25 protein-coding genes are annotated in these 24726 nt (G+C 56.8%); 7 read left to right on the forward strand and 18 right to left on the reverse strand.

All coding sequences use genetic code 11. From position 1 onward, the window contains the following. The first annotated feature begins 98 nt into the window (after positions 1 to 98). The gene (locus BWR59_RS02600) at positions 99 to 1535 is read left to right on the forward strand and encodes an amidase (RefSeq protein ID WP_081564090.1); all 1437 of its coding nucleotides are present in this window, start codon (positions 99 to 101) and stop codon (positions 1533 to 1535) included. 43 nt (positions 1536 to 1578) lie between these two features. Here the strand turns inward: BWR59_RS02600 and BWR59_RS02605 are convergent, their stop codons facing one another. The 5 genes from BWR59_RS02605 to BWR59_RS02620 form a co-directional block, all read right to left on the reverse strand. Beyond that, positions 1579 to 2565, reverse strand: a complete 987-nt coding sequence (locus BWR59_RS02605; protein ID WP_081564091.1) for a ribonuclease Z — start codon at positions 2563 to 2565, stop codon at positions 1579 to 1581. 262 nt (positions 2566 to 2827) lie between these two features. Further along, complete coding sequence (locus BWR59_RS32325) at positions 2828 to 2968, reverse strand: hypothetical protein (protein ID WP_168184439.1); 141 nt, start codon at positions 2966 to 2968, stop codon at positions 2828 to 2830. A gap of 58 nt (positions 2969 to 3026) precedes the next feature. Next, the gene (locus BWR59_RS02610) at positions 3027 to 3914 is read right to left on the reverse strand and encodes a manganese catalase family protein (protein WP_081564092.1); all 888 of its coding nucleotides are present in this window, start codon (positions 3912 to 3914) and stop codon (positions 3027 to 3029) included. A gap of 148 nt (positions 3915 to 4062) precedes the next feature. Next, a complete protein-coding gene (locus BWR59_RS02615) occupies positions 4063 to 4560 on the reverse strand; it encodes a CinA family protein (RefSeq protein ID WP_081564093.1) in 498 nt (165 codons plus the stop codon). A gap of 260 nt (positions 4561 to 4820) precedes the next feature. Further along, entirely contained in the window at positions 4821 to 6059 is a 1239-nt protein-coding gene (locus BWR59_RS02620) for a major royal jelly family protein (protein WP_230981943.1), read from the reverse strand. 96 nt (positions 6060 to 6155) lie between these two features. Here BWR59_RS02620 and BWR59_RS02625 point away from each other — a divergent pair, with 96 nt between their 5' ends. The 5 genes from BWR59_RS02625 to BWR59_RS02645 all read left to right on the forward strand — a co-directional run bounded on the left by BWR59_RS02625 (position 6156) and on the right by BWR59_RS02645 (position 12938). Beyond that, complete coding sequence (locus BWR59_RS02625; RefSeq protein ID WP_081564095.1) at positions 6156 to 8510, forward strand: FdhF/YdeP family oxidoreductase; 2355 nt, start codon at positions 6156 to 6158, stop codon at positions 8508 to 8510. Between the two features lie 21 nt (positions 8511 to 8531). Beyond that, positions 8532 to 9908, forward strand: coding sequence for a cytochrome ubiquinol oxidase subunit I (locus BWR59_RS02630; protein WP_081564096.1), 1377 nt, complete (start codon positions 8532 to 8534; stop codon positions 9906 to 9908). A gap of 9 nt (positions 9909 to 9917) precedes the next feature. Next, entirely contained in the window at positions 9918 to 10919 is a 1002-nt protein-coding gene (gene cydB, locus BWR59_RS02635; protein ID WP_081564097.1) for a cytochrome d ubiquinol oxidase subunit II, read from the forward strand. 158 nt (positions 10920 to 11077) lie between these two features. Further along, positions 11078 to 11368, forward strand: a complete 291-nt coding sequence (locus BWR59_RS02640) for a DUF2934 domain-containing protein (RefSeq protein WP_081564098.1) — start codon at positions 11078 to 11080, stop codon at positions 11366 to 11368. Positions 11369 to 11483: 115 nt separating this feature from the next. Next, positions 11484 to 12938 carry an MBL fold metallo-hydrolase gene (locus BWR59_RS02645; RefSeq protein ID WP_081564099.1) on the forward strand — a complete coding sequence of 485 codons (1455 nt, stop codon included), beginning with the start codon at positions 11484 to 11486 and terminating at the stop codon, positions 12936 to 12938. Between the two features lie 421 nt (positions 12939 to 13359). Here BWR59_RS02645 and BWR59_RS02655 read toward each other — a convergent pair whose 3' ends face one another. The 9 genes from BWR59_RS02655 to BWR59_RS02695 all read right to left on the reverse strand — a co-directional run bounded on the left by BWR59_RS02655 (position 13360) and on the right by BWR59_RS02695 (position 21721). Beyond that, a complete protein-coding gene (locus BWR59_RS02655) occupies positions 13360 to 13911 on the reverse strand; it encodes an ATP-dependent Clp protease proteolytic subunit (protein WP_081564100.1) in 552 nt (183 codons plus the stop codon). A 21-nt stretch (positions 13912 to 13932) separates the two neighbouring features. Continuing rightward, positions 13933 to 16098, reverse strand: a complete 2166-nt coding sequence (locus tag BWR59_RS02660; RefSeq protein WP_081564101.1) for an ATP-binding protein — start codon at positions 16096 to 16098, stop codon at positions 13933 to 13935. 90 nt (positions 16099 to 16188) lie between these two features. After that, positions 16189 to 16470: a hypothetical protein gene (locus BWR59_RS02665; RefSeq protein ID WP_081564102.1), complete on the reverse strand. Its 282-nt coding sequence runs from the start codon at positions 16468 to 16470 to the stop codon at positions 16189 to 16191. 123 nt (positions 16471 to 16593) lie between these two features. After that, positions 16594 to 17523, reverse strand: coding sequence for a heme o synthase (cyoE, locus tag BWR59_RS02670; RefSeq protein ID WP_081564103.1), 930 nt, complete (start codon positions 17521 to 17523; stop codon positions 16594 to 16596). Beyond that, entirely contained in the window at positions 17481 to 17819 is a 339-nt protein-coding gene (cyoD, locus tag BWR59_RS02675; protein ID WP_081564104.1) for a cytochrome o ubiquinol oxidase subunit IV, read from the reverse strand. Before cyoD ends, cyoE begins: the two co-directional genes overlap by 43 nt. Before the next feature lies 1 nt (position 17820). Then, on the reverse strand, positions 17821 to 18435 hold the full coding sequence (cyoC, locus tag BWR59_RS02680) for a cytochrome o ubiquinol oxidase subunit III (RefSeq protein WP_081564105.1): 615 nt from the start codon (positions 18433 to 18435) through the stop codon (positions 17821 to 17823). Between the two features lie 2 nt (positions 18436 to 18437). Continuing rightward, the gene (gene cyoB, locus BWR59_RS02685) at positions 18438 to 20411 is read right to left on the reverse strand and encodes a cytochrome o ubiquinol oxidase subunit I (protein WP_081564106.1); all 1974 of its coding nucleotides are present in this window, start codon (positions 20409 to 20411) and stop codon (positions 18438 to 18440) included. Positions 20412 to 20413: 2 nt separating this feature from the next. Beyond that, a complete protein-coding gene (gene cyoA / locus BWR59_RS02690) occupies positions 20414 to 21340 on the reverse strand; it encodes a ubiquinol oxidase subunit II (RefSeq protein WP_081564107.1) in 927 nt (308 codons plus the stop codon). 123 nt (positions 21341 to 21463) lie between these two features. Continuing rightward, positions 21464 to 21721: a metallothionein gene (locus tag BWR59_RS02695; protein ID WP_081564108.1), complete on the reverse strand. Its 258-nt coding sequence runs from the start codon at positions 21719 to 21721 to the stop codon at positions 21464 to 21466. 250 nt (positions 21722 to 21971) lie between these two features. Here BWR59_RS02695 and BWR59_RS02700 point away from each other — a divergent pair, with 250 nt between their 5' ends. Then, positions 21972 to 22286: a hypothetical protein gene (locus BWR59_RS02700; protein WP_081564109.1), complete on the forward strand. Its 315-nt coding sequence runs from the start codon at positions 21972 to 21974 to the stop codon at positions 22284 to 22286. 59 nt (positions 22287 to 22345) lie between these two features. On the opposite strand, the gene BWR59_RS02705 is transcribed toward BWR59_RS02700, so the two are convergent. The 4 genes from BWR59_RS02705 to BWR59_RS02720 form a co-directional block, all read right to left on the reverse strand. Then, positions 22346 to 22573, reverse strand: coding sequence for a DUF2795 domain-containing protein (locus tag BWR59_RS02705; protein WP_081564110.1), 228 nt, complete (start codon positions 22571 to 22573; stop codon positions 22346 to 22348). A gap of 33 nt (positions 22574 to 22606) precedes the next feature. Next, positions 22607 to 22957: a general stress protein gene (locus BWR59_RS02710; RefSeq protein ID WP_081564111.1), complete on the reverse strand. Its 351-nt coding sequence runs from the start codon at positions 22955 to 22957 to the stop codon at positions 22607 to 22609. A 372-nt stretch (positions 22958 to 23329) separates the two neighbouring features. Then, positions 23330 to 23506, reverse strand: a complete 177-nt coding sequence (locus BWR59_RS02715; protein ID WP_081564112.1) for a general stress protein — start codon at positions 23504 to 23506, stop codon at positions 23330 to 23332. A gap of 241 nt (positions 23507 to 23747) precedes the next feature. After that, entirely contained in the window at positions 23748 to 24647 is a 900-nt protein-coding gene (locus BWR59_RS02720) for an SDR family oxidoreductase (RefSeq protein ID WP_081564113.1), read from the reverse strand. Positions 24648 to 24726: the final 79 nt, after the last annotated feature.

Here is a 24726-nt window from a genome sequence, read left to right on the forward strand (position 1 = left end):
AAAACTCCTCTTGACAGTGATACCCATTGGTATCGCATGATACTAATAAGTATCTCCCGATACTGGTGAGTAACTATCATACTGAACTGGAGAATGTCATGCACCTTCGAGAATACGCTGCTCACGATGCCACGGGGCTGAGCCAACTGATACAGACCAGACAGGTCAGTGCGGTTGAGGTTCGTGCTGCGGCTTTGCAAGCCATCGAGACGCTTAACCCTCACCTTAACGCGCTGGTGGAGACGTGGCTCGACGAGCCTGCGCCGCAACCAGGCGATTTCTATGGCGTGCCTTTTCTGATCAAAGATTTGGGCATCGCCGCGCAGGGACGTCGCAGTGAACTGGGCAGTGCCTTGGCACTTGGTTGCTCGGCCGAGGCCGACTCACATTTGATGCGCCGCCTCCGTCGTGCCGGTTTGATGCCGCTGGGCAGGACCACGACCCCCGAGTTCGCCGCAAGCACCACGACTGAAAGCCGTCTGACTGGACCCACCCGTAATCCTTGGGATGTGGAACGCAGTGCAGGGGGGTCAAGTGGTGGTTCGGGGGCGGCGGTAGCGGCCGGCATGGTACCCGTGGCTCACGCCACGGATGGTGGTGGCTCAATCCGTGTCCCAGCCTCGCTTTGCGGTCTGTTCGGCTTGAAGCCCAGTCGTGGGCGGGTACCAATGGGCCCCGATGTTGACGAGGTCTGGAGCGGCCTTGCCGTGCATGGTGTCCTGACTCGTACGGTGCGTGACAGTGCTGCATTGCTGGACGCTGTCCAGGGCTACGTTCCAGGTGACCCCTTTCAGATTCAGTCGCCGGCAACCAGCTTCATCGAGCAATCCCGGCGTGAGCCCAGTGGATTACGCATCGGGGTGCAAACTCGGCCGCTTGACGGTCAAGCGCTGCATCCCGCGGTGCAAGCTGCACTGCAGGAGACCGTGCGGCAGATTGAAAGTCTTGGGCACAGGGTCGAGGAGGTCAAGCCGGATATTGGATTGAGCTGGGAGGGGTTTGTAGAGCTCAATGGCCGCTTCTGGTCTGCCAACACCGCCGCCTGGATCGACGCAATTGCAGCGGCAACCGGCCGCGGTGTCGATGCCGCTCACCTGGAGCCGGCGACTCTGTCCCTATACCAATACGGCAAGACCTTAAGTGCGACCGATCTATTGGGCGCGTTGTTTGAGCGCAATGTTGTCGCCAGAAAGCTTGGCGATTATTTCGAGCGTTATGATCTATTGCTTTCGCCGACCTTGCCGAACTTGGCGCCAGTGATCGGTCAGTACAATGCGCAACAGCAATATCTGGATGGGCGAGGCTGGATGAGTCAGGTGTTCAGCCAATCACCGTTCACTGCGCTGGCAAATGTTATCGGTGCTCCAGCGATGTCAGTACCGCTGGCACACGACCCTCACAGCGGATTACCGATTGGCATGCAGTTCATGGCCAGGTTTGGCGCTGAAGGCATGCTCCTGGCGTTGGCAGGGCAACTGGAGCGCGCCCTTCCTTGGGCCGATCGTCATCCGGGCGTGTGGGCAGGCAATCGTTGAAATGCCGGGGAGGCGGTGATTGTTCGATCGCCGCCGCTGCCGCCTAAAGCTCATTGGGTATGGTCCTTACAGAGTCGGGGAGCCAGGTGAGCCGCCCGTCACGTGCCAGGCGATAACGCCTGAGGTCCCTGGCCAAAATGAGCTCGCCACTGAAGCTCTGTTGCGCCTCAGCGTGGATGTCCTCGATCGAGGGGCTGCGTTCGGGATTGTCCTGATACCGTGCGCTGAAATGTGTCAATACAAGGTTCCTGACGCCGACGTCTTCAGCAAAGCGCGCAACGGAAGCTGCAGTGCTGTGTCCATAGTTTTCTCGACCTTTGGCCAGCGCTTCGGTGAACGTTGCCTCGTGCACCAGAACATCGGCATGCCGCGCGACATCTTCGAGCAATTCGGGCGTATCGTTATCACCGCACACAATGACTCGACGTGAGGGCTGTGCGGGCTGAAGATAATCGGTGGCAAACAGTAAACGTCCTTCGTGCTCGACATCATGACCACGGGCGAGTTCTCCCCACAGTTCGCCGCGTGGAATGGCTTCGTCCTCCAAGCGCTGCACGTCCAGGCGCCCGTCACGGTTGATTTCGTCGAACACATAGCCATGGCAAGGCACACGGTGTGAAAGCGCTACCGCGCTGACCTGGAAATTGCCCGCCTGCCAGCCGGCGAATGTCTCGGCTGCCTGCAAGCGAAGCTCGAAGCCCAGATGTGATCCAGTGACGCTTAGCCCTTGAAGCACCCACTCATGCAGCGCCTGCGGCATTATCACATCGAGCGCTTCGGTGCGGCCCGACATGCTGGCAGTGGTCAGCAGACCGGGCAAGCCGAAGCAGTGATCGCCATGGACGTGGGTGATGAAGATGCTGCGCAGGGTGTGGAGTGAGAGGGAGGTGCGCAGCAGACGATGCTGCGTTGCCTCGCCACAATCCACCAGACACCAGTTTTTTCCAGTGGATTCGACGACTGCCGTGCCGCTGACGTTACGAATCCGTGTGGGTACGCCAGCGCTGGTACCCAGAATGAGCAGATCCACTTTTTTCCCCTCTTAATCGATGCGGATTTGGCGTAGCAATTGGCATGGTCATGTCCGACGAGCGTTCCTTCGAATCGATGCCTTTTCATCCATGTACAGGTGCGATTGCTTTTGTCGTGACGGGTCCACTTCATGTTCGCGTCTGCACTTACGCAGAAGTCGATCGCGAGGTCCGGTTGGCCGAACCATCCATGCAAAATACGCAATAAGAAAGCGGGCAAGACGCAGTGGAAATAAATTAACGCGACGCATGTCAGCCACCTCACCTGGTCAGCAGGTCCAATCCCTCGGCGACCAACACTGAGCTGCCAGCGATGAAGATGAACAAGCCCAGGACCAAAGAGGGGCGGGAGCCAAGGCGGGTGATCGTTTTCGACTGCGGCATATTATTCAAAGCTTTCATGTCCGGTTCCTTGTTGGAGATGAAAAAGGGATGCCTGACCAAGCATCCCAAACGTTGTTTAAATCTCTTTTTTGCCTTGGGACAAACCTGAGCCAAGGTCCGCCCCTGTCACGGGGCTCGCCGTCAGGTCTGACTTGGTGCGCTCCTTCATCATGGTCAAGGTGACGGCATCAGCCTCGCTCAGCTCGACGGAGGCCGTACCGTCGCCGCCATCGACCGCTGGATGGGGATTCTCTACGTACTCGAACTCTGCATCGCTGTTCCAGGGACCACGTACATTTGGCTCACCGTTCGACATGCTGAAATAGGTGCGCGCGAATTCCGGCATGCCAGGCAGCTTACCTTGTGGAAAGTTGGGTTGAATGGAGTGCAGTGCTTTCTCGAAGGACAGTTGATGAGCGATTTCGCGCGTCATCAGAAAGCCCAAAGCGTCCTTGATACCTGGATCGTCGACTACGTTCATCAGGCGTTCGTAAACGATCTTGGCACGCGCCTCTGCCGCAATGTTTGACCGGAAATCGGCAGTAGGCTCAGTGATCGAATCCACATACGCAGCGGTCCAGGGAACGCCAGCCGAGTTCACCAAGGGAGCGCCTGCACCGTAGAGAAGGCTCGTGATGTGAGAGTCGTTACCTGCACCATTGATAGCGCGATAAAGCTCACCTTCTTGCTGTACCCCCTCGGCGAGCTGACCCTTGGCGCCCTTGTTGAGCATCACAATGATGGACCCTACGATTTCCAGATGACTTAGTTCTTCAGTGGCAATATCCATTAGCAGGTCTTTGCGACCCGGATCTTCTTCTGCCAATGCCTGAGTGAAGTAGCGCGCCGCGGCAGCGAGTTCGCCTTGTGCTCCACCAAATTGCTCAAGGAGCAGATTTGCAAGGCCTGGGTTTGGCTCGGCCACGCGAACGGTATATTGAAGGCGCTTATTGTGTAGAAACATTAGGCTTTCCTCTGGCTCAGGTAGTGCGCTCGGCCTCTATGGGCCTCGACGCTTGCATAAGTTTCGAGGGGTGGGGAAACAAAAAGATTTCCAGCGCTTAATTACGTAGGCGATGAACGGTATAGGTGCTTGAGCATAAACGGCTGCTCTAGCTCGTTTCGCCGGCCAGCATTCGCTGATGGAAATGCGGCAGCATTTTTAGGGCATGCAATGCTGCGTAGTGCTGCATGGTTTCCCTGTCACCAAAAAACCGCAGTTGCTGCGTGAAAACGCTTCGCCTCCCATTGGCCACAAAACCCCAGGCGAAACAGACTGTGCCGGCCGGGATGCCGTCTACATCTTCGTTACCGCAAAGGCCGGTGGTTGCGACAGCTACCGTGGCCGGGCTGTCATGTAGCGCGCCCAAGACCATTTCTCGTGCCACCTCGACGCTGGTCAAATTGAACTGCTCGATCGTCTCAGGCTTGACGCCCAAAAGCCGTTGTTTGGCCTCGGGCGAGTAAACGACGTACCCGCATTCCACCAACGAGCCGCTTCCTGGCACCTCGGCAAGCAGAGCAACAATCCGGCCCGCTGTGCAGGATTCGGCGGTCGCCAACAGCAAGCCATTCTTGTGCAGATAATCTACCGTTTCTTCGGTGATCATGAGAACGCTCCATAAGTACTGGCCATCTCCAGCCTAAGACAGATAGAAGCGAATCTGGTTTTATTAAATCGATCGTAGTGTTGGCGTGCCTGTTCTAACTCACTTGGTTAAACCGACAGAACGACCAAGCGGCCATAAAGCGGCATGTGAGGTTAATGATCAACAAACAAGCGTCACTTATCATCCATGCTTGCCATCCGTGGCGTACATTTGCTGTAGTTGGCTGCGTGCTGGTTCTTATCACCATTCACCTCACGGCATCAGTCCTTCGTCACGATTTTATAAAGCGAGGTCTTCAGCGCTGGCGCTTGTTTGGGGTCGTAGAAATTCATGTCGGGGATACGCGAATCGGTGACGTATATCGTCCCATCCGGTCCTTGGGTGAAGGTGTCTGGCCAGCGCATGTCCTTGTCTTGCAACAGCACGCTGAGTTGGCCGCCCTTGCGTACCTTGATCGAGTGGTCTTCGACAGAGCTGACGTACAACGTGCCAGCACTATCCATTAGCAGGCCGTCAGCAGGTCCATTGTCGCCCACCTTTTCAACCGACTTTGACAGGTCCGCAAGTGGCGAGGTCTGCAGGGCGGCCGTGGGGATCTGGTACAAGGTCTTGCCCTTGACAGCTTGCCAATACAGCGTGTCGCCGTTGGGCGAGAGCGCGATGCCATCCGCTGAAAACTGCACGCCACGGCCATCGGGCCGTTGCAGTGGTTTGCCATCGGCCTTGACCATCAGGCCTTTTTCAAACTGGGTGCTCGGTGCGCCATCCAGCGCACGACGGGCCTGGCCGGTCTCAAGGTTCAGCACAACGATAGCGCCGCTGGTCCCTGAATCGGTGATGTAAGCGAACTTGCCATCCGGGCTCAGGCGCACATCGTTGAGATAGCTTCCCTGCGGCGCAACATCTAGCCCAAACGGATACACCTTGGCCACAGAGTTGCTGGCAAGGTCTATTTTCACCAGCTTCGGCCCGCCGGGTACGACCTGAGCCTGCGCTGGAGCTCCTGCGTCGATTACCCAAAGATTACCCTTCTTGTCTGCCACGACCGATTGCACGCAAACCCAGCGGTCATTGGCGGTCAAGCTGTCCTGCAATGCATTTCGCCAGCCGTTCCATTTGGCGTCGGGATAGGATTTGAGATCGCCATCAGGAAGCAACTCCGCGACGGAGACCTCGGAGTCTTCTGTCCATCGGGGGAAGTTGACGAACAACCGCCCCGACTCACTGGCCGTAACACCGGTCACTTGATGATCGAAGCTGGCGACCTTTTTGAGACTGTGGGTCGGATCGGCGGCAACGCTTTGTGCAAACCCCGCACCGGCAATAAACGCGCTGATAGCGAGCGTGGCGAAACTTGATCGAGGGCTCATAAATGACTCCAGACTGGATTGATCGAGTGAGCAGTGAAGTGTTGAAAATCGGGTATCAAGCTTGGTTCCATCCCGCCGAGGAATGGCGATCAAGCCAGCGGTATCCATCTGGAGCACTTCGGCAATCATCGAAACAGCAAGCGCAGATATCACGAACCTTTCACCGGCCACAGGCTCGTAACATTTAGACACACCAGTAATGACTGCTCTTCGAGAAGGTGCCCTATGCGACTGATCCACTCGTCTGCTCGTTTTCGTCCGTATACGTCCGCTTCGGGAGGGTGGGGCTCCGCTCATTCGGTGATGAACATTCTTTGGCGGGAACAGACCGTACTCAAGGGTGCGAAAGCGTTACTCAGGCAGAACAAGCCTCACGGTTTCGCCTGCGTGAGTTGCGCCTGGGCCAAGCCCGGTGAACCCCATGCGCTGGAATTCTGTGAAAACGGGGCCAAAGCGACCGCATGGGAATTGACGTCGTTGCGCACTGAACCTGACTTCTTTCAGCGGCATTCCTTGAGCGAGCTACGCAACTGGAGCGACCACGATCTTGAGCAACACGGTCGGCTTACTCACCCGTTGCGTTACGACCCGAACTCAGACCGATACGTCACTACGACCTGGGAAGAGGCCTTCGTGGGAGTGGGTGATTGTCTGCGCAGCCTTTCACCGGACGAGGTGGTGTTTTACGCATCGGGGCGGGCATCGCTCGAAGCTTCTTTCATGTATCAGCTCTTCGCCCGCGCATACGGGACCAATAATCTGCCGGATAGCTCGAACATGTGTCACGAGAGCACTTCGGTAGGTTTGCAGGAAAGTATCGGCGTACCGGTAGGTACCGTGACGCTGGCTGACTTCGAACACACGGATTGCATTTTTTTCTTCGGCCAGAATGTGGGCAGCAACAGCCCTCGGATGCTCCATCCGCTCCAGGAGGCCCGAAAGCGAAAAGTCCCCATCATCACGTTCAACCCGATCCGAGAGAGGGGGCTGCAGCGCTTCGTGAACCCGCAATCGCCGACCGAGATGCTGGGCCCCCAGTCGACGCCCATCAGCACGCAATATCATCAGGTCAAGATCGGCGGCGACACTGCAGCGGTGCTTGGAATTGCCAAGGCACTCTTTGATATGGATCACCGCGCCAGACATAACAATGGCCAGGCAGTGATCGACTACGATTTTATTGACCGACACACCGAAGGATTTTCCGCTTTCCAGGCTGAGGTGGAACGCCACGACTGGCAAGAGCTCGAGCGGATTTCGGGCCTTGGCCGCGCCGCTATGGAATCTGCTGCGACGGTGTACGCGCGAAGCGAGAGAGTGATGGTCATTTACGGAATGGGCATGACTCAGCATCGCCATGGGGTCGAGAACGTGCAGATGCTGGTTAACCTTCTGCTGCTACGCGGCAACATAGGTAAAGCAGGTGCGGGGATCTGTCCGGTCAGAGGCCACTCCAACGTCCAGGGGCAACGAACAGTCGGTATCACCGAAGACCCGGCCAAAGTGCCCAAGGAGAAAATAGAAGGGCTTTTCGGCTTCAAGGTCCCAGAACAAAAAGGCCTGACGACCATTGATGCCTGCGAAGGCATATTGAAGGGTAGCGTCAAAGGCTTTATCGGGTTGGGTGGCAATTTTCTGCGGGCGGTACCTGATACCAGCCGCATGGAGCCTGCATGGTCGGGCTTGTCGCTCAGCGTTCAGGTTGCCACCAAGCTCAATCGCACCCATCTTGTCGCTGGCGCACAGACGTGGCTGCTGCCCTGCCTTGGCCGAATCGAGGTAGACCGGCAAAACGGACTGGAGCAGGCCTACAGCACCGAGGACAGCACTGGGTGCATTCGCGGCTGGCGCGGTAATGCCGAGCCTGCCAGCAGCCATCTGTTATCCGAGGTGGCCATCATTTCGGGGCTTGCGCAGGCGACCCTTGGCGGCAAGACCCAGATCCCGTGGCAGCAGTGGCAGCAAGATTACGCTGCAATACGGCACGCGATCAGCGTCGTATACCCTGACATCTTCCATGACATGGAAGCTCGCATGTGGGAGCCGGGCGGCTTTCATCGTCCGCTGGGTGCCGCCCAGCGCAAATGGGCAACGCCTTCGGGTAAAGCGCAGTTCGTATCACCCTCCGGTCTGGACGAAAACGACGATGCGGATGTCGATCCCGGCCGTAGAGATGTTCTTCAGCTAATGACTTTACGCAGCAACGATCAATTCAACACAACCGTCTATGGCTACGACGACCGTTTTCGTGGTGTAAAGGGTACGCGCAGCGTCGTTTTTATGAACAGGAGCGATATCGTCCGTCTAGGGTATGCGCCTGGCGAATGGGTCCGGTTGCGTACTGCCATCGAGCCTCAGGTGACGCGTGAAGTTGGGCCTTTTCAAATCATTGCCTATGACATTCCAGAGGGCTGCGCAGCCTCTTACTACCCTGAGTCGAACCCATTGATTCCTGTCTGGCACCATGCGAAACGGAGCAAGGTGCCTGCCGCTAAATCCATTCCGGTGGTGCTAATCAGATCGCAGCCAGGCGCTTCAGAGGCGGACCATGCCATACCTGATAAAGATCAGGTTATCTAGGCGGCGGAGGGCGGGTTTTGTATGGAGAGTATTGGAGCCGCTCTACTGGCCGCCCGGGTCCAGTTTGCGATCACCATCAGTTTCCACATTGTGCTGGCTGCCTTCACCATCGGCATGGCTCAATTCCTGATGGTGCTGGAGGCGCTTTGGCTTTGGCGCCGAGACCGGACTTACCTGGACATCTATCGCTACTGGCTGAAGATCTTTGCCCTTAACGTGGCAATCGGAACGGCGTCTGGCTTGATTCTGGAATATCAGTTTGGCCTTAATTGGTCGCGTCTTTCCTCCCAGGCGGGGGAAGTGATCGGGCCTCTCATGTTCTATGAAGTCATGGCAGCGTTTTTCCTGGAGGCGGGTTTTCTGGGAATCATGATCTTCGGCATGAAAAAAGTCGGCCCACGTCTGCACTTTTTTTCAACCTGTGCCGTAGCGATCGGTTCGCTGATCAGCGCGTTCTGGATATTGGCGGCCAATTCCTGGATGCAGACACCGGCCGGTTACGCGATTGCAGCGGATGGCCGTTTTGTTGCGCAGGATTGGTGGGCGATCATTTTCAATCCCTCCTTTCCCTATCGATTCGCCCACATGACGTTAGCCACGCTTCTGGCCACGGCGATGTTTATCGCCGCAGCGTCTGCCTGGCACTTGCTTCGGGACCGCACCAGCAGGCATGCGCGAGTGCAGTTTTCCATCGCGCTATGGGCCGTTGCTGTATTGGCTCCGGTGCAAGTGGTCGTCGGGGATCTGCATGGGGAGCACACCCTCAAGTTTCAGCCCCAGAAAGTCGCGGCAATGGAGGGCTCCTGGACTCGTCCGCCGGAGGGCGCCGGGGAGCCGCTACGTTTGTTTGCCATCCCTGATATGAAGGAGCGCCGTAATCATTTCGAGCTGGCGATCCCTCGAATTGCCTCCCTGTATCTGCGCCACGATCTCAGCGGAACGATAGCGGCGCTGGATGAGTTTCCGGCCCAAGATATCCCGCCCGTTCCTGTCGTGTTCTGGGCTTTGCGCGTGATGGTGGGATTGGGCATTCTGATGCTGGGCCTGGGTGTCACGAGCCTGGTTCTCAGGTACAGAAAACGTCTTTACGAAGCTAGGTGGCTGCAGCGATGGTGCGTAGTGATGGCACCCGCCGGATTCGCGGCGATGATAAGCGGTTGGGTAGTCACCGAAACCGGCCGGCAGCCTTTCACGGTCTGGGGCTTATTGCGAACGTCCGACAGCGTCTCTCATGTGTCTCATCAGCAGGTCCTGAGCTCGACCGTGCTGATCCTGAGCTGTTACCTGGTGGTCTTCGGAATCGGGTGTTGGGTCCTTCTGCGTATCCTGCGTAAACCAGTGAAACAGGGCGAAGCAGGTCCACAGCCGACGATTGCCGATGAGATTGGCAGATCATGAGGAGGGTCGATGAGCTGGGGTGACTGGACCATTGTGCTATCAGGCGCAGCGCTTGCATTTTCGGTGTTGAGCTATGTCCTGCTCGATGGCGCCGACTTAGGCGTGGGAATGCTGATGGGCGTGACCCGAAGCGCCCGGCACCGTCGCGCCATGGCGATCTCCATCCTGCCCATCTGGGATGCCAACGAGACTTGGCTGGTGCTCGGTGGCGGTGGGCTGCTCGCGTTATTTCCCAAAGCATATGCAGTTCTGCTACCAGCGCTCTATATCCCTTTCATCGTCATGTTCATGGCGCTGATCGTGCGGGCCATGGCGCTGGAGTTTCGCGATGAAGCGTCCCGCCGTGGGCTGAAGCGGGTGATCGACCGTCTGCTCGGTTTGGCATCATTGGTAGTCGGTGTGTGCCAGGGCGCCGTATTGGGAACATTGGTTCAAGGTGTGCCGATCCGGGACGGTCAGTTCAGCGGGACGGGTTGGGAGTGGATAAGCCCATTTCCAATTTACTGCGGCGCGGTCCTGGTGGTGGCATATCTGTGGCTTGGTGCATGTTGGCTTTACTGGCGGACGGGGGACGAACTTCAACTGACGGTACGTGCAAGCTCAAAGGCGTTTGCTTGCCTGACGATTGCGTTGCTGCTTGTTCTTGTATTGTGGACCTCTACATTGGCCGAGCAATACGCGACACGACTTGCCATGACGGAAGTCGTAGTACCCGCCAGCGTTTCGATTTTGACCCTGATAGCGGGCTTCTTTGCAGGATTGCGAACTCGTTTTCATTTCTTGCCGTTGTTCAGCGCGCTCGGCGTTTTTGTCATTGGATTTATGATCATGGGCGCAACGTTATACCCGCTGATCATTCCGCCTGGCCTAACGCTGTCGGGGTCTGCTTCGGGGCCGGTCAGTCAGCGATTTATGCTGATCGGCTTCGCTGTCCTGATCCCGGTGACGCTTTTCTACAACACATTCGGATTCAGGGTGTTCAGCGGCAAAGTACGCGCGGCAAAGGACTGAGCATCCTGTTATCCATGCCCTGGGTTTCAACCAACCCTGCGCCATCTTTCAGCCATCTGTCGCGATGCGAACAGGCTTATAAAACTCGGTCTGTTGAACTTCATCGAATGGGATACAGCCCCTGTGGGCGTTGCATTCATTGATGAGAGGTGATCAGCATGGCAAATTTCAATGACAACACTGTAGAACACCCTACGTCCGGCGACCCGCAAGAGCTGACATCGGCTCTAGCCGACGCTCCTCACTCACCGACCCAGTCATCGACTGAGGGAGATAGGGTCGACAGTGATCGTGAAGCGCACAACCCTGCGCCCACCGTCAGCGAGGAGGATATTCGCCAACGCGCCTATGAGTTGTGGGAGTCGAACGGCCGAGTAGACGGTTCTGAGGATGAGTATTGGCATCAAGCTCGTGAGCAGTTGCAAGCGGCATTTCAAAGAGCGGAATAAGCCCGAACTTCAGGTCAGCAGCGTTATGGCCAGGAGCTGCAGCCTGGCCACTGTTTAGTGCGCAGGTTTGCCATCCAGCAGATAGGCTATGACGTTCACGGTCGATGGAGTGTACATGGACAGTCCGAAAATCGTTCATCACGGTGCAGGCGAAGGAGTCACCGGTTCCTGTCATCAGTTCTGGGTGGACAAAGACAACAGCGTGCTAATCGATTGCGGCCAATTTCAAGGTGAAGAATTCGAGAGCGCGGGGGAGGGGTTAGCGCTGGATTTTCCCATCACCGGCATCAAGGCATTGATCATCACGCATGTCCACATAGACCACGTCGGTCGCATCCCGAATCTTCTGGCGGCGGGGTTCGACGGCCCGATCCTGTGTAGCGAGCCATCGGCCAGGTTACTGCCAATTGTTCTGGAAGATGCGTTTCAGCTTTCAGTGAGTCGAGACGAGCATGAACTGGAACGGTATCTGGCCCTTGTAGAAAGCCGACTGATCGCTTTGCCTTATGGACGCTGGTTCACCCTGCATGAGAGTGACCAGATCACATGCCAACTGCGTTTGCAGCCGGCAGGGCATGTGCTGGGATCTGCCTATGTCGAGCTGGACCTGGGCGAGGCTGGGCGGTCCCCTCGTCGCATTGTATTCAGTGGCGACCTAGGGGCGTCGCATTCGCCGATATTGCCGGATCTAGTGCCTCCGGAACGCGCGGACCTGTTAATTCTAGAAAGCACTTACGGCGACCGGCTTCATGAAGACCGTCTCCATCGGCGGCAACGTCTTCAGGCTGCCTTGGAACGAGCGTTGGCGGATGAGGGCGCCGTGCTTATACCGTCCTTCAGCATTGGCCGTACACAAGACTTGCTGTACGAACTCGAAGAGATCATCCACGAACAGGCCGAGCGTACCGCAAGGCCCCCTCAGGACTCACCAGGGAAACCTGCGCAACAGGCGCTGGATGTGAGCTGGCCACAGCTACCGATCCTGCTGGATTCACCACTGGCTAGCCGATTCACCACCCTTTACAAAGAACTTCAGGGTTATTGGGATAAAGAGGCGGTGCATCGTCTGCAGGAGGGACGTAAACCGCTGTCCTTCAAGCAGTTGATCACGGTAGACACTCACGACGAACACACTCGCGTTGTCGACCACCTCCGTGAAACAGGTCGGCCCGCGGTTGTAATCGCTGGCAATGGCATGTGCTCGGGCGGTCGAATCGTCAATTACCTCAAGCAACTGCTGAGTGACGCTCGGCACAACGTGGTGTTCATCGGCTATCAGGGCAAGGGCACCCCGGGGAGAGATATCCAGACTCGTGGGCCCGATGGAGGGTTCGTGGTGCTTGACGGCGAACGGGTAGACATTCGTGCCGGCATTGAGAGCGTGGGAGGGTACTCGGCCCATGCAGATCAGGCGGATCTTGTCGGATTCGTCACGCGGATGAAGGAATGGCCCCCCGAAATTCGTCTGGTACATGGCGAAACTCAGGCAAAACGAAGCCTGGCAAATGCCCTCGTAGCGCAGTATGAACATGCGGGCAAGGAGGTCGTTATTTCCGGGATCGCACATTGAGCGTAGGCGACGACAAGATACGCAACGCCTGCATCAGACACGTTGAAGCAGGCGCTCAGGACGATTCAGGCAGCGACGTTCGTCAGGGTGCACTGAAATGCGGTTGATTCTGCCCATCAGGACCGCTACAACTGCTTGGCGGTACATTTTTCTTTCCTGACCATTTCGGCTACGAGCGAATGCAATGCCTGACTCATACGAGATGGAAGTGGTTAAGCGTAAAACTTGAACTGCTGGCCGCCACTGAAGAGGTTATGCGTCTGGTTCGGCGGGGTGCTGCGTTCGGTCCCGAATGGACAGCAGCCAGCGAGCGGCACCATCACGCCATCAAAAACTGGCGGCGGGTGGTTTCCCGCGCCCACCTGCCTGAGATGAGCCTGACGGCGCCGATTGGGCGCAGCGTCCCTCTGGGCGCAGCGCGTTACGAGTGAATGCAGTAGCTGACACACGCGCCGTTGATTTGCGGCAATTCGATCGCATGGATCATACCGCTGGCCAGCGCTTGCCGAGGATCAAGGATGCGCGGTGCCGCGGTCAGGTATTTCTCGATATCCAGTGGCTCACGGGCGTCGGGTGTGCGTTCCGCGACGATGCGTGCATACAACTGCAGATCGTAATCCAGACTCATCGCGTACTCCGACATGCGTGAATGGTCGACGGAGCCGTTGAGGTGCCAGTGGAAGGGGTGAAAGAGGAATTTGCTATGCGCGCAGGCTGTACGTCGCTCCCCCGCCAGAAATACAACATTGCCCATCGATTCGACGGTGCCCAGATTATGCGTGTGCACGGGAATCGGCAGCGAAAGCAAGAAATTGTACATCGTGAATCCGTAGCTGCATTCGCCGCCCATGGTCGCGATATTGACTACCAAAGTGGATGCGCCGCGCTCTATCGCAACCGAAGACTTTTCGATGAGCTGACCGCAAGTAGTAGAGTTGATGGGAGCAGTGAAGTTAATGACATGCACTGTCATGGTTTTCTCCTGTTGTCTGTTTCAGTCGAGTACGGCTTTCACGCAATCCAAGAGCTCGTCGACTTTGAAAGGCTTGGTAAGGACCCTACCCAGCGACGCCCCCTCGCTGATGCCTTCGGCCTTGGCATACCCCGTTATGAAGAGGACCTTCAGTTCAGGGCGCCGAGCTTTCAGGGTCTTGGCGAGGGCAAGTCCGTTCATCGCACCGGGCAGGCCGATATCGGTGAGCAACAAATCCAGACGATCGAGCTTGTCGAATTGGCTTAGCGCCGACTCGCTGTCAATCGCTTCGAACAGGGTGTAGCCCTGATCATTCAGCAGATCGACCGCTACCTCGCGAATCCCTGTCTCGTCATCAACTAGCAATATGACTTCGCCGTTACCCTTGTCACGAGGTAACACAGGGGCGTCAGTCATGGTTCCCGTTAATGTGTCGGCGTTGCGTTGATCCAGCGGGAAATACATCGAAACCGTCGTGCCCACATCCGGCGTGCTGTGGATACGGATTTGCCCGCCCGACTGCTGGGTGAAGCCGTAGATCATCGACAGGCCCAGACCGGTTCCCTGGCCCATTTTCTTGGTCGTGAAAAACGGGTCGAACGCTCGCCTCAGGACGTCTTCGTCCATTCCACAGCCATCGTCGGTAACGGAGATGATGACGTACCGTCCGGGCCGTATGTCTTTGTCCTGACCTGTCCGTGCGTCAACCTCCAGAAGCCGCGTACGGATGGCCAGCGTGCCTCCCGATGGCATGGCGTCGCGGGCATTGATGGAAAGATTGAGCAGCGTATTCTCTAACTGATTGAGGTCGCAGCTGATGCTGCCCACCGATGTCAATTCGCAGCGTACTTGCACGGTGGGCCCCATTGTTCGACGGATCAGGTCTTCGAGCCCTGCGACGACCTCGTTCGGATCGATGACCTTGGCATCCAGTGGCTGCTGCCGAGAAAAGGCAAGCAATCGGCCGGTCAATGCAGCCGCTCTCCTGACCGAGGTCAACGCCAATGCCTGATATTTGGCAACGTCGGCAAAGCGGCCGGCGGCGATACGTAAATGCATCAGTTCGAGGCTCGCTGAAATGCTACCCAGCAAATTATTGAAGTCGTGAGCGATACCGCCCGTCAATTGACCGACTGCTTCCATTTTCTGGCTTTGGCGAAGCTTCGCTTCGGCTGCCTCGCGTTCGCGTTGTTCTTCCTGCAACTGCTGGGTGCGTTCTGAGATACGCGATTCAAGATTCTCGTTCCATTCTCTCAACGCGGTTTCGAGGCGGATGCGTTCGGTGATGTCCTCAACGGTGCCGTACCAATGCTGGCAGCGGCCCGATTCATCCAGTTCAGGAAAGGCGCGCACTTGATACCAATCGTAATGACCATCGTTCTTGCGCAGCCGCACTTGCACGTCGAAAGGCGCCAGACTGACCAACGCTTCACCCCAACGCTCGACGACCGTGGGCAGGTCCTCGGGATGGGTGAATTCCCGCCAGCCCTGACCAAGGGTGTCTTCGCGTTGCAGGCCTGAGAATCCGGTCCAGCGGCTGTCGATTGAGGTTACCGCGCCGGTGGGGTCCGCGGTCCAGGGAATCTGTGGGTTCAACTCAACCGCTATTCGCAGGCGACGCTCGCTTTCGCGCAGTCTGGCCTCAGCGTCTTTGATGGCATTGGTAATGCGGAACCGTCCAAAGCAAGCCGCGATGAGGCTGGCATAGCTGCGCAGAAAATCCACGTCGCTTTCGCTGAAGGCGCGAGGCGTTCGGCTGTCGACTTCGAAAATGCCGATCGGCTTATGGTCATGCGGCGAGTAGACGATGATATTGACGAAAGCAGTGACGCCGTTTTCCTCCTGAAACGGATGGATCACGAACCGACGCTCCAGCGCGATGCTTGGCGCAATGACCGGATGGTCGACACTGAGCGAATACCACTCTGGCGTGCCCTGTTCGAGTTCAAGCCTCGTGTGGCCGACCACCCCCGGCTTCCAGCCCACGCCGCTACGTACCCACATTTGCCGATGATCGGTGTCGAGCTGGATGAACTTGGCCAGGTGTGTACCCAGCGCCTCACCCGCTCCTTTGCAAGCAGACTCAAGAATCGCGTCCAGATCCTCGCCAATCACAGCCAGCTCCCCGAATTCTGCAAGTATTCTTCGCTGGCAAAGCAGGCCTCGCTCCATTGCAGATAAATTCATCTTTTTCTACCTCCCGAAAGCGCCTGAATGGCTCGCAGCGATCTGGCGCGTTTGCACGACGCTTGGCTGCGTCGCCGACTTCCTGTCTCATCAAGGGGCCTCGATCTGAAAACAGAACCAGTCCACGTCGCAGAATGGGAAACCGTCTACCAGGGCGCCTTCGAAGCGCGGCCCCCGCGGCAGGTCAATGATCACCCGGTTGATGTGTCCCGAAGCCTGAATCCGTCCTGCCCAATGAACCGTTGCAAGATCGAGGGACTCATCCTCGCGCAGCTTGATCAACAGGTTGTCGTTAACGGTTGACGCAGAGGTCACGCCATCGTTCAGGCTAAATAAGGTCACGGACGCGAAGCCATCGTAGGCGAAGGACATTGCAGCACTCTCTTTTCAATGCCTGGCGTGTGTGTCGGCGGCTCCACCAGGATTCGTCACCTTGCCTCATGGATGGATGCGAGGTGACGACAACCAGGTCTGTGCCAGGCCGAGCGCGGGCTGCTAATGGCCTGGCCCGGCTAAAGGACGAACAAGCACCGAGCCCAGCGACATCGCCAGGTTGAGCGCCAGGATGAGGATGATGGAAAACGTGAAAATGCTGCGGGCCCACTGGCGCCGATCGGCCGTGGACGGAATTCTGAACGCAAGCGCACACCAATAGCCCCCAAGGCCCAGAACGACGCCGAAATAAACAACGTTCAAATCGGCCGCCACCCCTAGCACCGTCGCGCTCAAGACGAAACCCAGCATGTAGACGATGATCTGCCGTCTGGCTGCGCTGAAGGTGAGCAACGGCAGCCCCGCTGCGCGAAAATCATCCCGGCGCATGACCGAAATGGCATGTGAATGGGGCATTTGCCACAAACAGAAAACCAAGACAAGCAACGCGGCAATCAAGTCGAATTTTCCGCTGACGGCGCAGTACCCGATCACCGGCGGCATGGCGCCCGACAGGCTGCCGACCAAGGTTCCCCAATGGGAATGGCGCTTGAGCCAGCCACTGTAAAGCCCGGCATATATCACCAGCCCGGTGAGCGCCAATGTGAAGGCGAGCAGGTTACTGGCGGTCCATAGCAGAGCGAATCCGGCGATGCCCAGCACAATCGCGTAGCACACCGCGGCCTTCAACGAGATCGCCCGAATGGCCAGTGCCCTATGACAGGTGCGGACCATGCGGCGATCGATGTCTCGGTCGATGCAGTTGTTCAGCACACATCCGCAACCGATCACCAGCGCGGTGCCGACGAGGACCGCCAGCAGATTGGAGGGCGACTCCAGGCTTGCATCGCTCGCCAAGAAGTATCCGCCTGACAACGAAGCGAGATTGCCGAAAATAATGCCCGGCTTCGTCAATTGAACAATGATGTTCAGCGGCGCAGCGTGATGCTTCAGTGCGCCAGCATATTGTGGTGAATGCTGTCCATGATCCATAGCGAAAGTCCAACCAGCAAAAGAATGATAACGGCGGAAAAAATCAGTGCGATCAGGTTCCAGCGTTGTTCCGCCGCCGTATCCAGGTGCAGGAAGTATTTGAGGTGGGCGAAGATCTGAATGGCGCCGATGACCACCACCAGCCATGCCGTGATGTTGCGCGGCAGGGAGGGGTACATCACCAGTGCGAACGGAATGATCGTCAGCACCACGGAAAGAATGAAGCCGATCAGGTAGGAGCGATTGCTCCCATGGCTGGTCCCGGCGCTGCTGTGTACGGGGCTTTGGTGATACATGTCAGACCACTCCCAATAGATAAACAACGGTGAACACACAGATCCACACCACATCCAGGAAATGCCAGAAGAGGCTCAGGCAACTGAGCCGCGTCGATGTGCTGTCGGTAATGCCGCTGCTGCGAACCTGCACCATCAGTACGGCCATCCAGATCAGACCGGTGGCGACGTGAGCACCGTGAGTGCCAACGAGCGTAAAGAAGCCCGTCAGGAATGCGCTGCGGTCGGGCCCATAACCTTCCTGAATCAGGTGATGGAATTCGTTGATCTCCATCCCGATAAACCCTAACCCCAGCAGGAATGTCAGCCCGAGCCAGCGAATCACATACTTGGGTTCGTTCCTGTTCATCGCCAGCATCGCGTAGCCATAGGTGATGCTGCTGAACAGCAGCAGCATCGTTTCGGTCAGGACGTAAGGCAGTTCGAAGATGTCTACGGTCGAGGGCCCCCCCGCGACGCTGTCGCGCAGCACGGCATAGCCAGCGAACAACGTCGCGAAGAGAATGCAGTCGGTCATCAGATAGATCCAGAAGCCGAAGATTCTCAGCGAGCCAGCATCCTCATGACCCTGCTCATGGGTGTGAGCAATATCCTTTTCCAGAATGGTGTTAGTCATGCTCAAGCCTCCGCCATGTCTTTCAAACGTGCTTTTTCGATCCGCGCAACCTCGCTGGCGGAGATGAAGTAGTCGGTGTCTTCGTCATAACTTCGAACGATCAGGGTGATGACGGATGCCACCAGGCCGAAGATCGCCATCCACCAGATGTGCCACACCAAAGCAAAGCTGCTGACGAGTGCGAAAAGGCTGATGATCAGACCCGCCGAGGTATTGCGGGGCATATGGATGCGTCGGTAATCGGTGTGACTGAGGGTGCTGACACCGCGCTCTTTCATGCCCCAGTACGCGTCGAGGTCGTCGACCTTGGGCTGCTCGGCAAAGTTGTAGACGGGAGGAGGGGAGGCGGTTGCCCATTCGAGGGTCCGGCCGTCCCATGGATCGCCCGTCAGGTCTCGGTATTTGTCACGGTTGCGAATACTGGTAAACAGCTGCAGTGCCTGGCAGGCCACGCCACACAGGATGATTGCTACGCCGACCAGTTCAAGTAACAGCCATGGCCGCCACGCAGGGTTATCGAAATGGTTCAGGCGTCGCGTCATGCCCATGAAGCCCAGCACGTATGAAGGCATGAACGCGAAGTAGAAGCCTGTCAGCCAGCACCAGAAAGCGATGCGCCCCAGTTTGTCGTTGAGCCTGAAACCAAAGGCTTTCGGGAACCAGTAGGTCAGGCCGGCCATGTACCCGAACACTGCCCCACCAATGATGACGTTGTGGAAGTGGGCGATCAGGAAAAGGCTGTTGTGCAGCATGAAGTCAGCGCCGGGAACCGCCAACAGAACGCCGGTCATGCCACCGATACTGAAAGTCACGATGAAGCCCAGCGTCCACAACATCGGTGTTTCGAAGCGCACTCGCCCGCGGTACATGGTGAACAGCCAGGTGAAAATCTTCACGCCGGTCGGTACCGCGATGATCATCGTCATGATGCCGAAGAAGGCGTTGACGTTACCTCCAGCACCCATGGTGAAGAAGTGGTGGAGCCAGACGATGAACGAAAGGACGGTGATCGCGATGGTGGCCCATACCAGCGAAACATAACCAAACAGGCGCTTGCTGCTGAACGTTGCCGCGATTTCCGAGAAAACGCCGAACGCGGGCAGAATCAGGATGTACACCTCCGGATGACCCCAGGCCCAGATGAGGTTGACGTACATCATCGGGTTCCCGCCCGCTTCGTTGGTGAAGAAATGCATGCCCAGGTAGCGATCCACGGTCAGCATCAGCAATGTGGCGGTCAAGATCGGAAATGCTGCGAGGATCAATATCGAGGTGCACAGCGAATTCCAGGTGAAGACCGGCATCTTGAAAAGCGTCATCCCTTCGGTGCGCATCTTTAGAATCGTCACGAAGAAGTTCACGCCCGTGAGCAGGGTGCCGATGCCGGAGATCTGTAACGACCAGATGTAATAGTCGACCCCCACGCCTGGGCTGTAGGCCAGCTCCGACAGCGGCGGATAGGCAACCCATCCTGTGCGGGCAAACTCGCCAACTCCCAGTGAAATGTTGACCAACGCAGCGCCGACGACAAACAGCCAGAAACTCAAGGCATTGAGGAAGGGGTAGGCCACATCGCGCGCGCCGATCTGCAACGGCACAACGATGTTCATCAGGCCGACGACAAACGGCATGGCCATGAAGAAAATCATGATCACGCCGTGGGCGGTGAAGATCTGGTCGTAATGCTCTGGAGGCAGGTAACCCGGGCCACCGCTGGACGCCGCCGCCTGCTGGGTGCGCATCATGATGGCATCGGAGAAACCTCTAAGCAGCATTACCAGCGCAACGATGATGTACATGCAGCCAATCTTCTTGTGATCCACCGACGTGAACCATTCACGCCACATATAGCCCCACTGGCGTTTCCAGGTAATCGAACCGACCAGTGCGATGCCGATCAGCCCGACAATCGCCAGCGTGTACATGACGATGGGTTCGTTGGTGGGGATGGCATCCCACGACAGTTTTCCAAACATGCTCAATGCTCCTCAGCCAGCAAACCCGGATGGCGGGCAGCGCGATCAACACGTGGCATCGCTGCCTGCTCATGCTGCGCTCCAGTTCTTTTGTTCATGCCTTCGTATTTGTCCACGATGTTGAGGAATAACCGGTCCTGAACGCTGGAAAAATAAGTGACGGGATGAGCGATCGTCGGCTTGGCCAGCTCCGCGTACGCGTTTTGGTCAAGCTGTTGGGGCGAGCGTTTGACTTTCGCCACCCATGCATCGAACTCAGCCGGCGTCGTGGATAGCGTCTTGAAATGCATGTCGGAGAAGCCCGGCCCGTTGTAATTCGCGGCAATGCCACGAAATTCGCCGGTTTCGTTGGCAATCAGGTGCAACTTGGTTTGCATGCCTGCCATGGCGTAAATCTGGCCACCCAGTGCAGGGATGAAAAACGACGTCATTGCAGCGTCAGAGGTAATCGTAAAACTCACCGGTGTGTGAACCGGTAGAGACAGTTCGTTGACCGTTGCAATGCCCAGGTCCGGATAGATGAACAACCATTTCCAGTCAGTGGCGACCACTTGTACGTTCAGGGGGGGCGTGTCTGAATCGAGCGGGCGGTAGGGGTCCAGCGCATGGGTGGTTTCCCAGGTAACCCATCCCAACACGACGATGATCAGAAACGGTATGCCCCAGACCACCGCTTCGATCTTGTGGGAACTGGCCCAGCGCGGCGAATATCTGGCTTGCTTGTTGGTGGCCCGATAGCGATAGGCAAATACAAACGTCATGATGATCACCGGCACCACCACCAGTAACATCAATGCCGTGGACAGAATAATGAGGTCGCGTTCATCCAGTGCAACCTGACCTTTGGGATTAAAAACAATCAAGTTGCAACCGGACAATAATAAACACGCAGCCACCCAACCTGGACACTGTAAAACTAGCCGTCTCATGGCCTGCCTCCCTGAAACCACGCCGCGCTCTGAATAAGCCGCGCCGTGCAAGTCATTAATGATCCTGTGTATACGGGTGCGATCGTACTGCAACGACCGAAGCGTTCTATTCGCTTCGCTTGTTTATGGAGAAATAGGATCGCTGGCCGGAAACGTTTCTTCTACCGCTTCGTCAAGTTGCGAGTCGCTGATCGTTCGCCCTGTCACTTGAGTACTTTGCTCGCAATGGCAATTATTGTCAGGGCAGGGTGTTCCGTTGGGATGTAAGTCCGCACACGCGTCGCTGCACCACAGTTTGCCGTTGCGTTTAATCGGGTTCTGCACATCAACGGAACATGTACATTCCGGGCAGGCGCATTGTGAGTCAGGGGTTGCGTTCATAATGTGCGTTCTCTTTTATGGGTCAGTGATTCCAGCGACAAGCGGGGCAGAGATGTCGCCGCGAGTATGAATGTTGAAACAGCCTCGCGGGGTTGGTTTAGTGTCAGTTAATCGCGGGGTGACGAACGGTTAAACAACCGAAACGGTGGTGACCACTCATCGTCACAATCACGCTGTTGCGCCCGTCCATCGAATCATTGTGGCTACACTGTCTCCCAAGAGTACTGCCCTTAGACGTCAGGAGAACATTATGTTTAATTACGGCGATACGTATAAGAAGTGGGCCGCTCAAGGTGGGCAGGACGAGTGCTATACCCAGGTCGTTGAAAACGGCTGTCACGTGGAAGTTCGTGCGCGTGAAAACAAACAGGGCGATATCGAGATGCTTGTCAGCGTCTATGGAACCGACGGCAACCCTGTTATTGAGCGTCTCCAGAGACTGCCGGGCGCAGAATGGACGGTTCAGGATGCGTTGAAGCGTGGGGTGGATCAAGCAGAACGCATAGCAGGCGGGGAGTCCGGAAGATTGCCATGTGCCGATGCCCATAAGCATGCTGACGAGTGATAGTCGAAACGACGCTGGCAGTGCCCATCCAGACAACGAACGGTGTGCGGGTATCACACCTACCAGAGGCTGTCAGCGTACCCATCGATCAGATCCGTGACGTTGATGTACTGACGACTGGGCAGTCTGCCTAGCATGGCCTGCATCTGTGCCGTGGCGCCATGGCTGGCGGCATGGCGCAGAACATCCTCGCGGGACGCGGGATAGACGAGCCCCTGAAGGTATGCCGCAATAGGCAACCGGCCAAGGCTGGCGCTGTCTTGCGGCACGTTCAGGGTATTCATCATGGTGCAACGGAGCCCGGCTCCCTTGCGTGCGAATCAAGATTCACTGCGTCCACCGCCATGACTGTTCTGTCCGCCTTTACGGCCGGCCTCGGAAGCTTTTTCGCGATCATTGGCAAAGTTGCCTCCGCTGTTTTGACCGCCCTTGCTTCCCGCTTCTGCGGCGCGTTCAGGATCGTTCTTGAAATTGCCACCGCTGTTCTGGCCCCCTTTGCTGCCCGCTTCTGCGGCGCGTTCAGGGTCATTCTTGAAGTTGCCGCCACTGTTCTGACCGCCTTTACTGCCAATCTCCTGATAGAACTCTTTGTCGTGGCTTGCGGACGTGGCTTCGCCGCCTTTTTTTCCCGCTTCGTTGACGGACATACCGCCTTGTTTGTCTTGTGCCATTTTCAAACTACCTCAATTCCAGTTGATATCGCATTGGGCCCCAATGACTCCCAACACACGAACTAGCGACTCCGTTCACAGTGAGGGGGAGTGCGACTACCGTACGCGTGGCAGTCATGTTCCAGGTGAGCACGACTGCACCGTCCCTCTGTTTCTCCTTTTAACGAGCGCTTTTCATACACTTGCCTGTCGGCTCCACAGGCGTAGATCACGCCGCGCTCCCTGAGCAGTGACGTTTCGACTGTTTCAAAACGACTGCTCAAATGGCCATTCGACACTTCCGCTGTTATTGCCATGCTCCGATTATTTACACTGTAATGATCCATCCTGTGGAACCTCGAGGAGTTATAAGTAAAAGCGCTGTTGTGTTAATCAGGAGTTACGTCCACCGCCATGGCTGTGTTGGCCGCCCCTCTTACCGGCTTCTGACGCCTTTTCGCGATCGTTGGCAAAGTTACCGCCGGACGCTTGTCCACCTTTTTTACCGGCCTCGGATGCCTTCTCACGATCGTTTGCGAAGTTACCTGGGTTCTTGTTTCCTGTAGTCATGATAGCTCTCCAATATCAATGAGTTCTTGCAGTTATATCCATCGTCAGCGACGGATACATTCTCCGATATCGTCCCTGCGTAAAATGCTTTCTGAAATTTCGCCCGTCCCGATGAACGGTGATGTTTGAAAAAAAGTTGTACAAATGCTCCATTCAATTGACCGCTCCGTATAAGTTTCTTCAACCCGGCTTAATGGCGTTAGTCAGTGACTTAATGCATCCGCGCTTCATTTCAAGCCCGTCACGGTAGTGGGTTGCCTCCCGTCACCCCGAACACCTCGCCGGTAATGTAGCTGGACTCCTGGGTCGCCAGCAGTACATACATGGGCGCGCATTCGGCGGGTTGTCCCGGTCGCCCCATAGGCGTTTCGGAGCCAAAGGACGGAATCTTTTCCTGCGGTTGGCCGCCACTGGGCTGTAAAGGTGTCCAAAACGGACCGGGGGCTACTGCATTGACGCGTATGCCTTTACCAATGACCTGCTTGGCCAGTGCTTTGGTAAAAGCCACGATTGCGGATTTGGTCGGCGCGTAATCAAGTAAGGTTTCCGAGGGCTGATAGGCTTGTATCGACGCGGTATTGATGATTGTTGACCCCGGCTTAAGCAGCGGTATTGCGGCCTTGCACAGCCAGAACATTGCATAAACGTTGGTCTTGAAGGTGGCATCGAACTGCTCTGTACTCAGTTCCATAATACTTTTCTGGGCCGTCTGTTTACCCGCGACGTTGACCAGTAGGTCCAGGCCGTCCAGTTGTTCGGCAGCGCGCGCGACCAGTTTTTTGCAGAACGCCTCGCTGGTGAGATCGCCCGGAAGGCAGACCGCCTTGTGTCCTTCTGCCTGGACCAGTTCGGCGACTTCGCGCGCATCCGCTTCCTCCTCCGGCAGATAGGTGAGCACCAGATCGGCACCCTCTCGGGCATAGGCGATCGCTACTGCACGTCCAATCCCTGAGTCCGCACCGGTGATTAGCGCTTTACGGCCCCGCAATCGGCCAAAGCCCTGATAGCTGGTCTCGCCATGATCGGCAGGCGGTTGCAGTTTATGCACGGTGCCAGGCGCCGCCTGTGGCTGTTTGGGAAACTCAGGCGTTGGATACTGAGTCCGAGGGTCTTGCATCGAATACTGATTTTGGGTAGGCATCGCAGCGTTCCTTTATGTACTTGTTCCGTTTAGTCAGCCTGCGTTTCAAACGACAAGCCTCGTTTAAGTCGGAGGAATT

It is taken from the genome of Pseudomonas sp. Bc-h (assembly GCF_002080045.1).
In the GTDB taxonomy this organism is placed as follows: Bacteria; Pseudomonadota; Gammaproteobacteria; order Pseudomonadales; family Pseudomonadaceae; genus Aquipseudomonas.

Coding starts and splice junctions, on each gene's coding strand:
- BWR59_RS02640 (WP_081564098.1), top strand. CDS start 11,078: ATGGCAAATTTCAATGACAACACTGTAGAACACCCTACGTCCGGCGAC.
- BWR59_RS32325 (WP_168184439.1), bottom strand. CDS start 2,968: ATGAAAGCTTTGAATAATATGCCGCAGTCGAAAACGATCACCCGCCTT.
- BWR59_RS02700 (WP_081564109.1), top strand. CDS start 21,972: ATGTTTAATTACGGCGATACGTATAAGAAGTGGGCCGCTCAAGGTGGG.
- BWR59_RS02615 (WP_081564093.1), bottom strand. CDS start 4,560: ATGATCACCGAAGAAACGGTAGATTATCTGCACAAGAATGGCTTGCTG.
- cyoD (WP_081564104.1), bottom strand. CDS start 17,819: ATGTATCACCAAAGCCCCGTACACAGCAGCGCCGGGACCAGCCATGGG.
- BWR59_RS02620 (WP_230981943.1), bottom strand. CDS start 6,059: ATGATTGCCGAAGTGCTCCAGATGGATACCGCTGGCTTGATCGCCATT.
- cyoC (WP_081564105.1), bottom strand. CDS start 18,435: ATGACTAACACCATTCTGGAAAAGGATATTGCTCACACCCATGAGCAG.
- BWR59_RS02710 (WP_081564111.1), bottom strand. CDS start 22,957: ATGGCACAAGACAAACAAGGCGGTATGTCCGTCAACGAAGCGGGAAAA.
- BWR59_RS02625 (WP_081564095.1), top strand. CDS start 6,156: ATGCGACTGATCCACTCGTCTGCTCGTTTTCGTCCGTATACGTCCGCT.
- BWR59_RS02645 (WP_081564099.1), top strand. CDS start 11,484: ATGGACAGTCCGAAAATCGTTCATCACGGTGCAGGCGAAGGAGTCACC.
- cyoE (WP_081564103.1), bottom strand. CDS start 17,523: ATGGATCATGGACAGCATTCACCACAATATGCTGGCGCACTGAAGCAT.
- cyoB (WP_081564106.1), bottom strand. CDS start 20,411: ATGTTTGGAAAACTGTCGTGGGATGCCATCCCCACCAACGAACCCATC.
- BWR59_RS02695 (WP_081564108.1), bottom strand. CDS start 21,721: ATGAACGCAACCCCTGACTCACAATGCGCCTGCCCGGAATGTACATGT.
- BWR59_RS02655 (WP_081564100.1), bottom strand. CDS start 13,911: ATGACAGTGCATGTCATTAACTTCACTGCTCCCATCAACTCTACTACT.
- cyoA (WP_081564107.1), bottom strand. CDS start 21,340: ATGAGACGGCTAGTTTTACAGTGTCCAGGTTGGGTGGCTGCGTGTTTA.
- BWR59_RS02715 (WP_081564112.1), bottom strand. CDS start 23,506: ATGACTACAGGAAACAAGAACCCAGGTAACTTCGCAAACGATCGTGAG.
- BWR59_RS02660 (WP_081564101.1), bottom strand. CDS start 16,098: ATGAATTTATCTGCAATGGAGCGAGGCCTGCTTTGCCAGCGAAGAATA.
- BWR59_RS02705 (WP_081564110.1), bottom strand. CDS start 22,573: ATGATGAATACCCTGAACGTGCCGCAAGACAGCGCCAGCCTTGGCCGG.
- BWR59_RS02600 (WP_081564090.1), top strand. CDS start 99: ATGCACCTTCGAGAATACGCTGCTCACGATGCCACGGGGCTGAGCCAA.
- BWR59_RS02720 (WP_081564113.1), bottom strand. CDS start 24,647: ATGCCTACCCAAAATCAGTATTCGATGCAAGACCCTCGGACTCAGTAT.
- BWR59_RS02630 (WP_081564096.1), top strand. CDS start 8,532: ATGGAGAGTATTGGAGCCGCTCTACTGGCCGCCCGGGTCCAGTTTGCG.
- cydB (WP_081564097.1), top strand. CDS start 9,918: ATGAGCTGGGGTGACTGGACCATTGTGCTATCAGGCGCAGCGCTTGCA.
- BWR59_RS02610 (WP_081564092.1), bottom strand. CDS start 3,914: ATGTTTCTACACAATAAGCGCCTTCAATATACCGTTCGCGTGGCCGAG.
- BWR59_RS02665 (WP_081564102.1), bottom strand. CDS start 16,470: ATGTCCTTCGCCTACGATGGCTTCGCGTCCGTGACCTTATTTAGCCTG.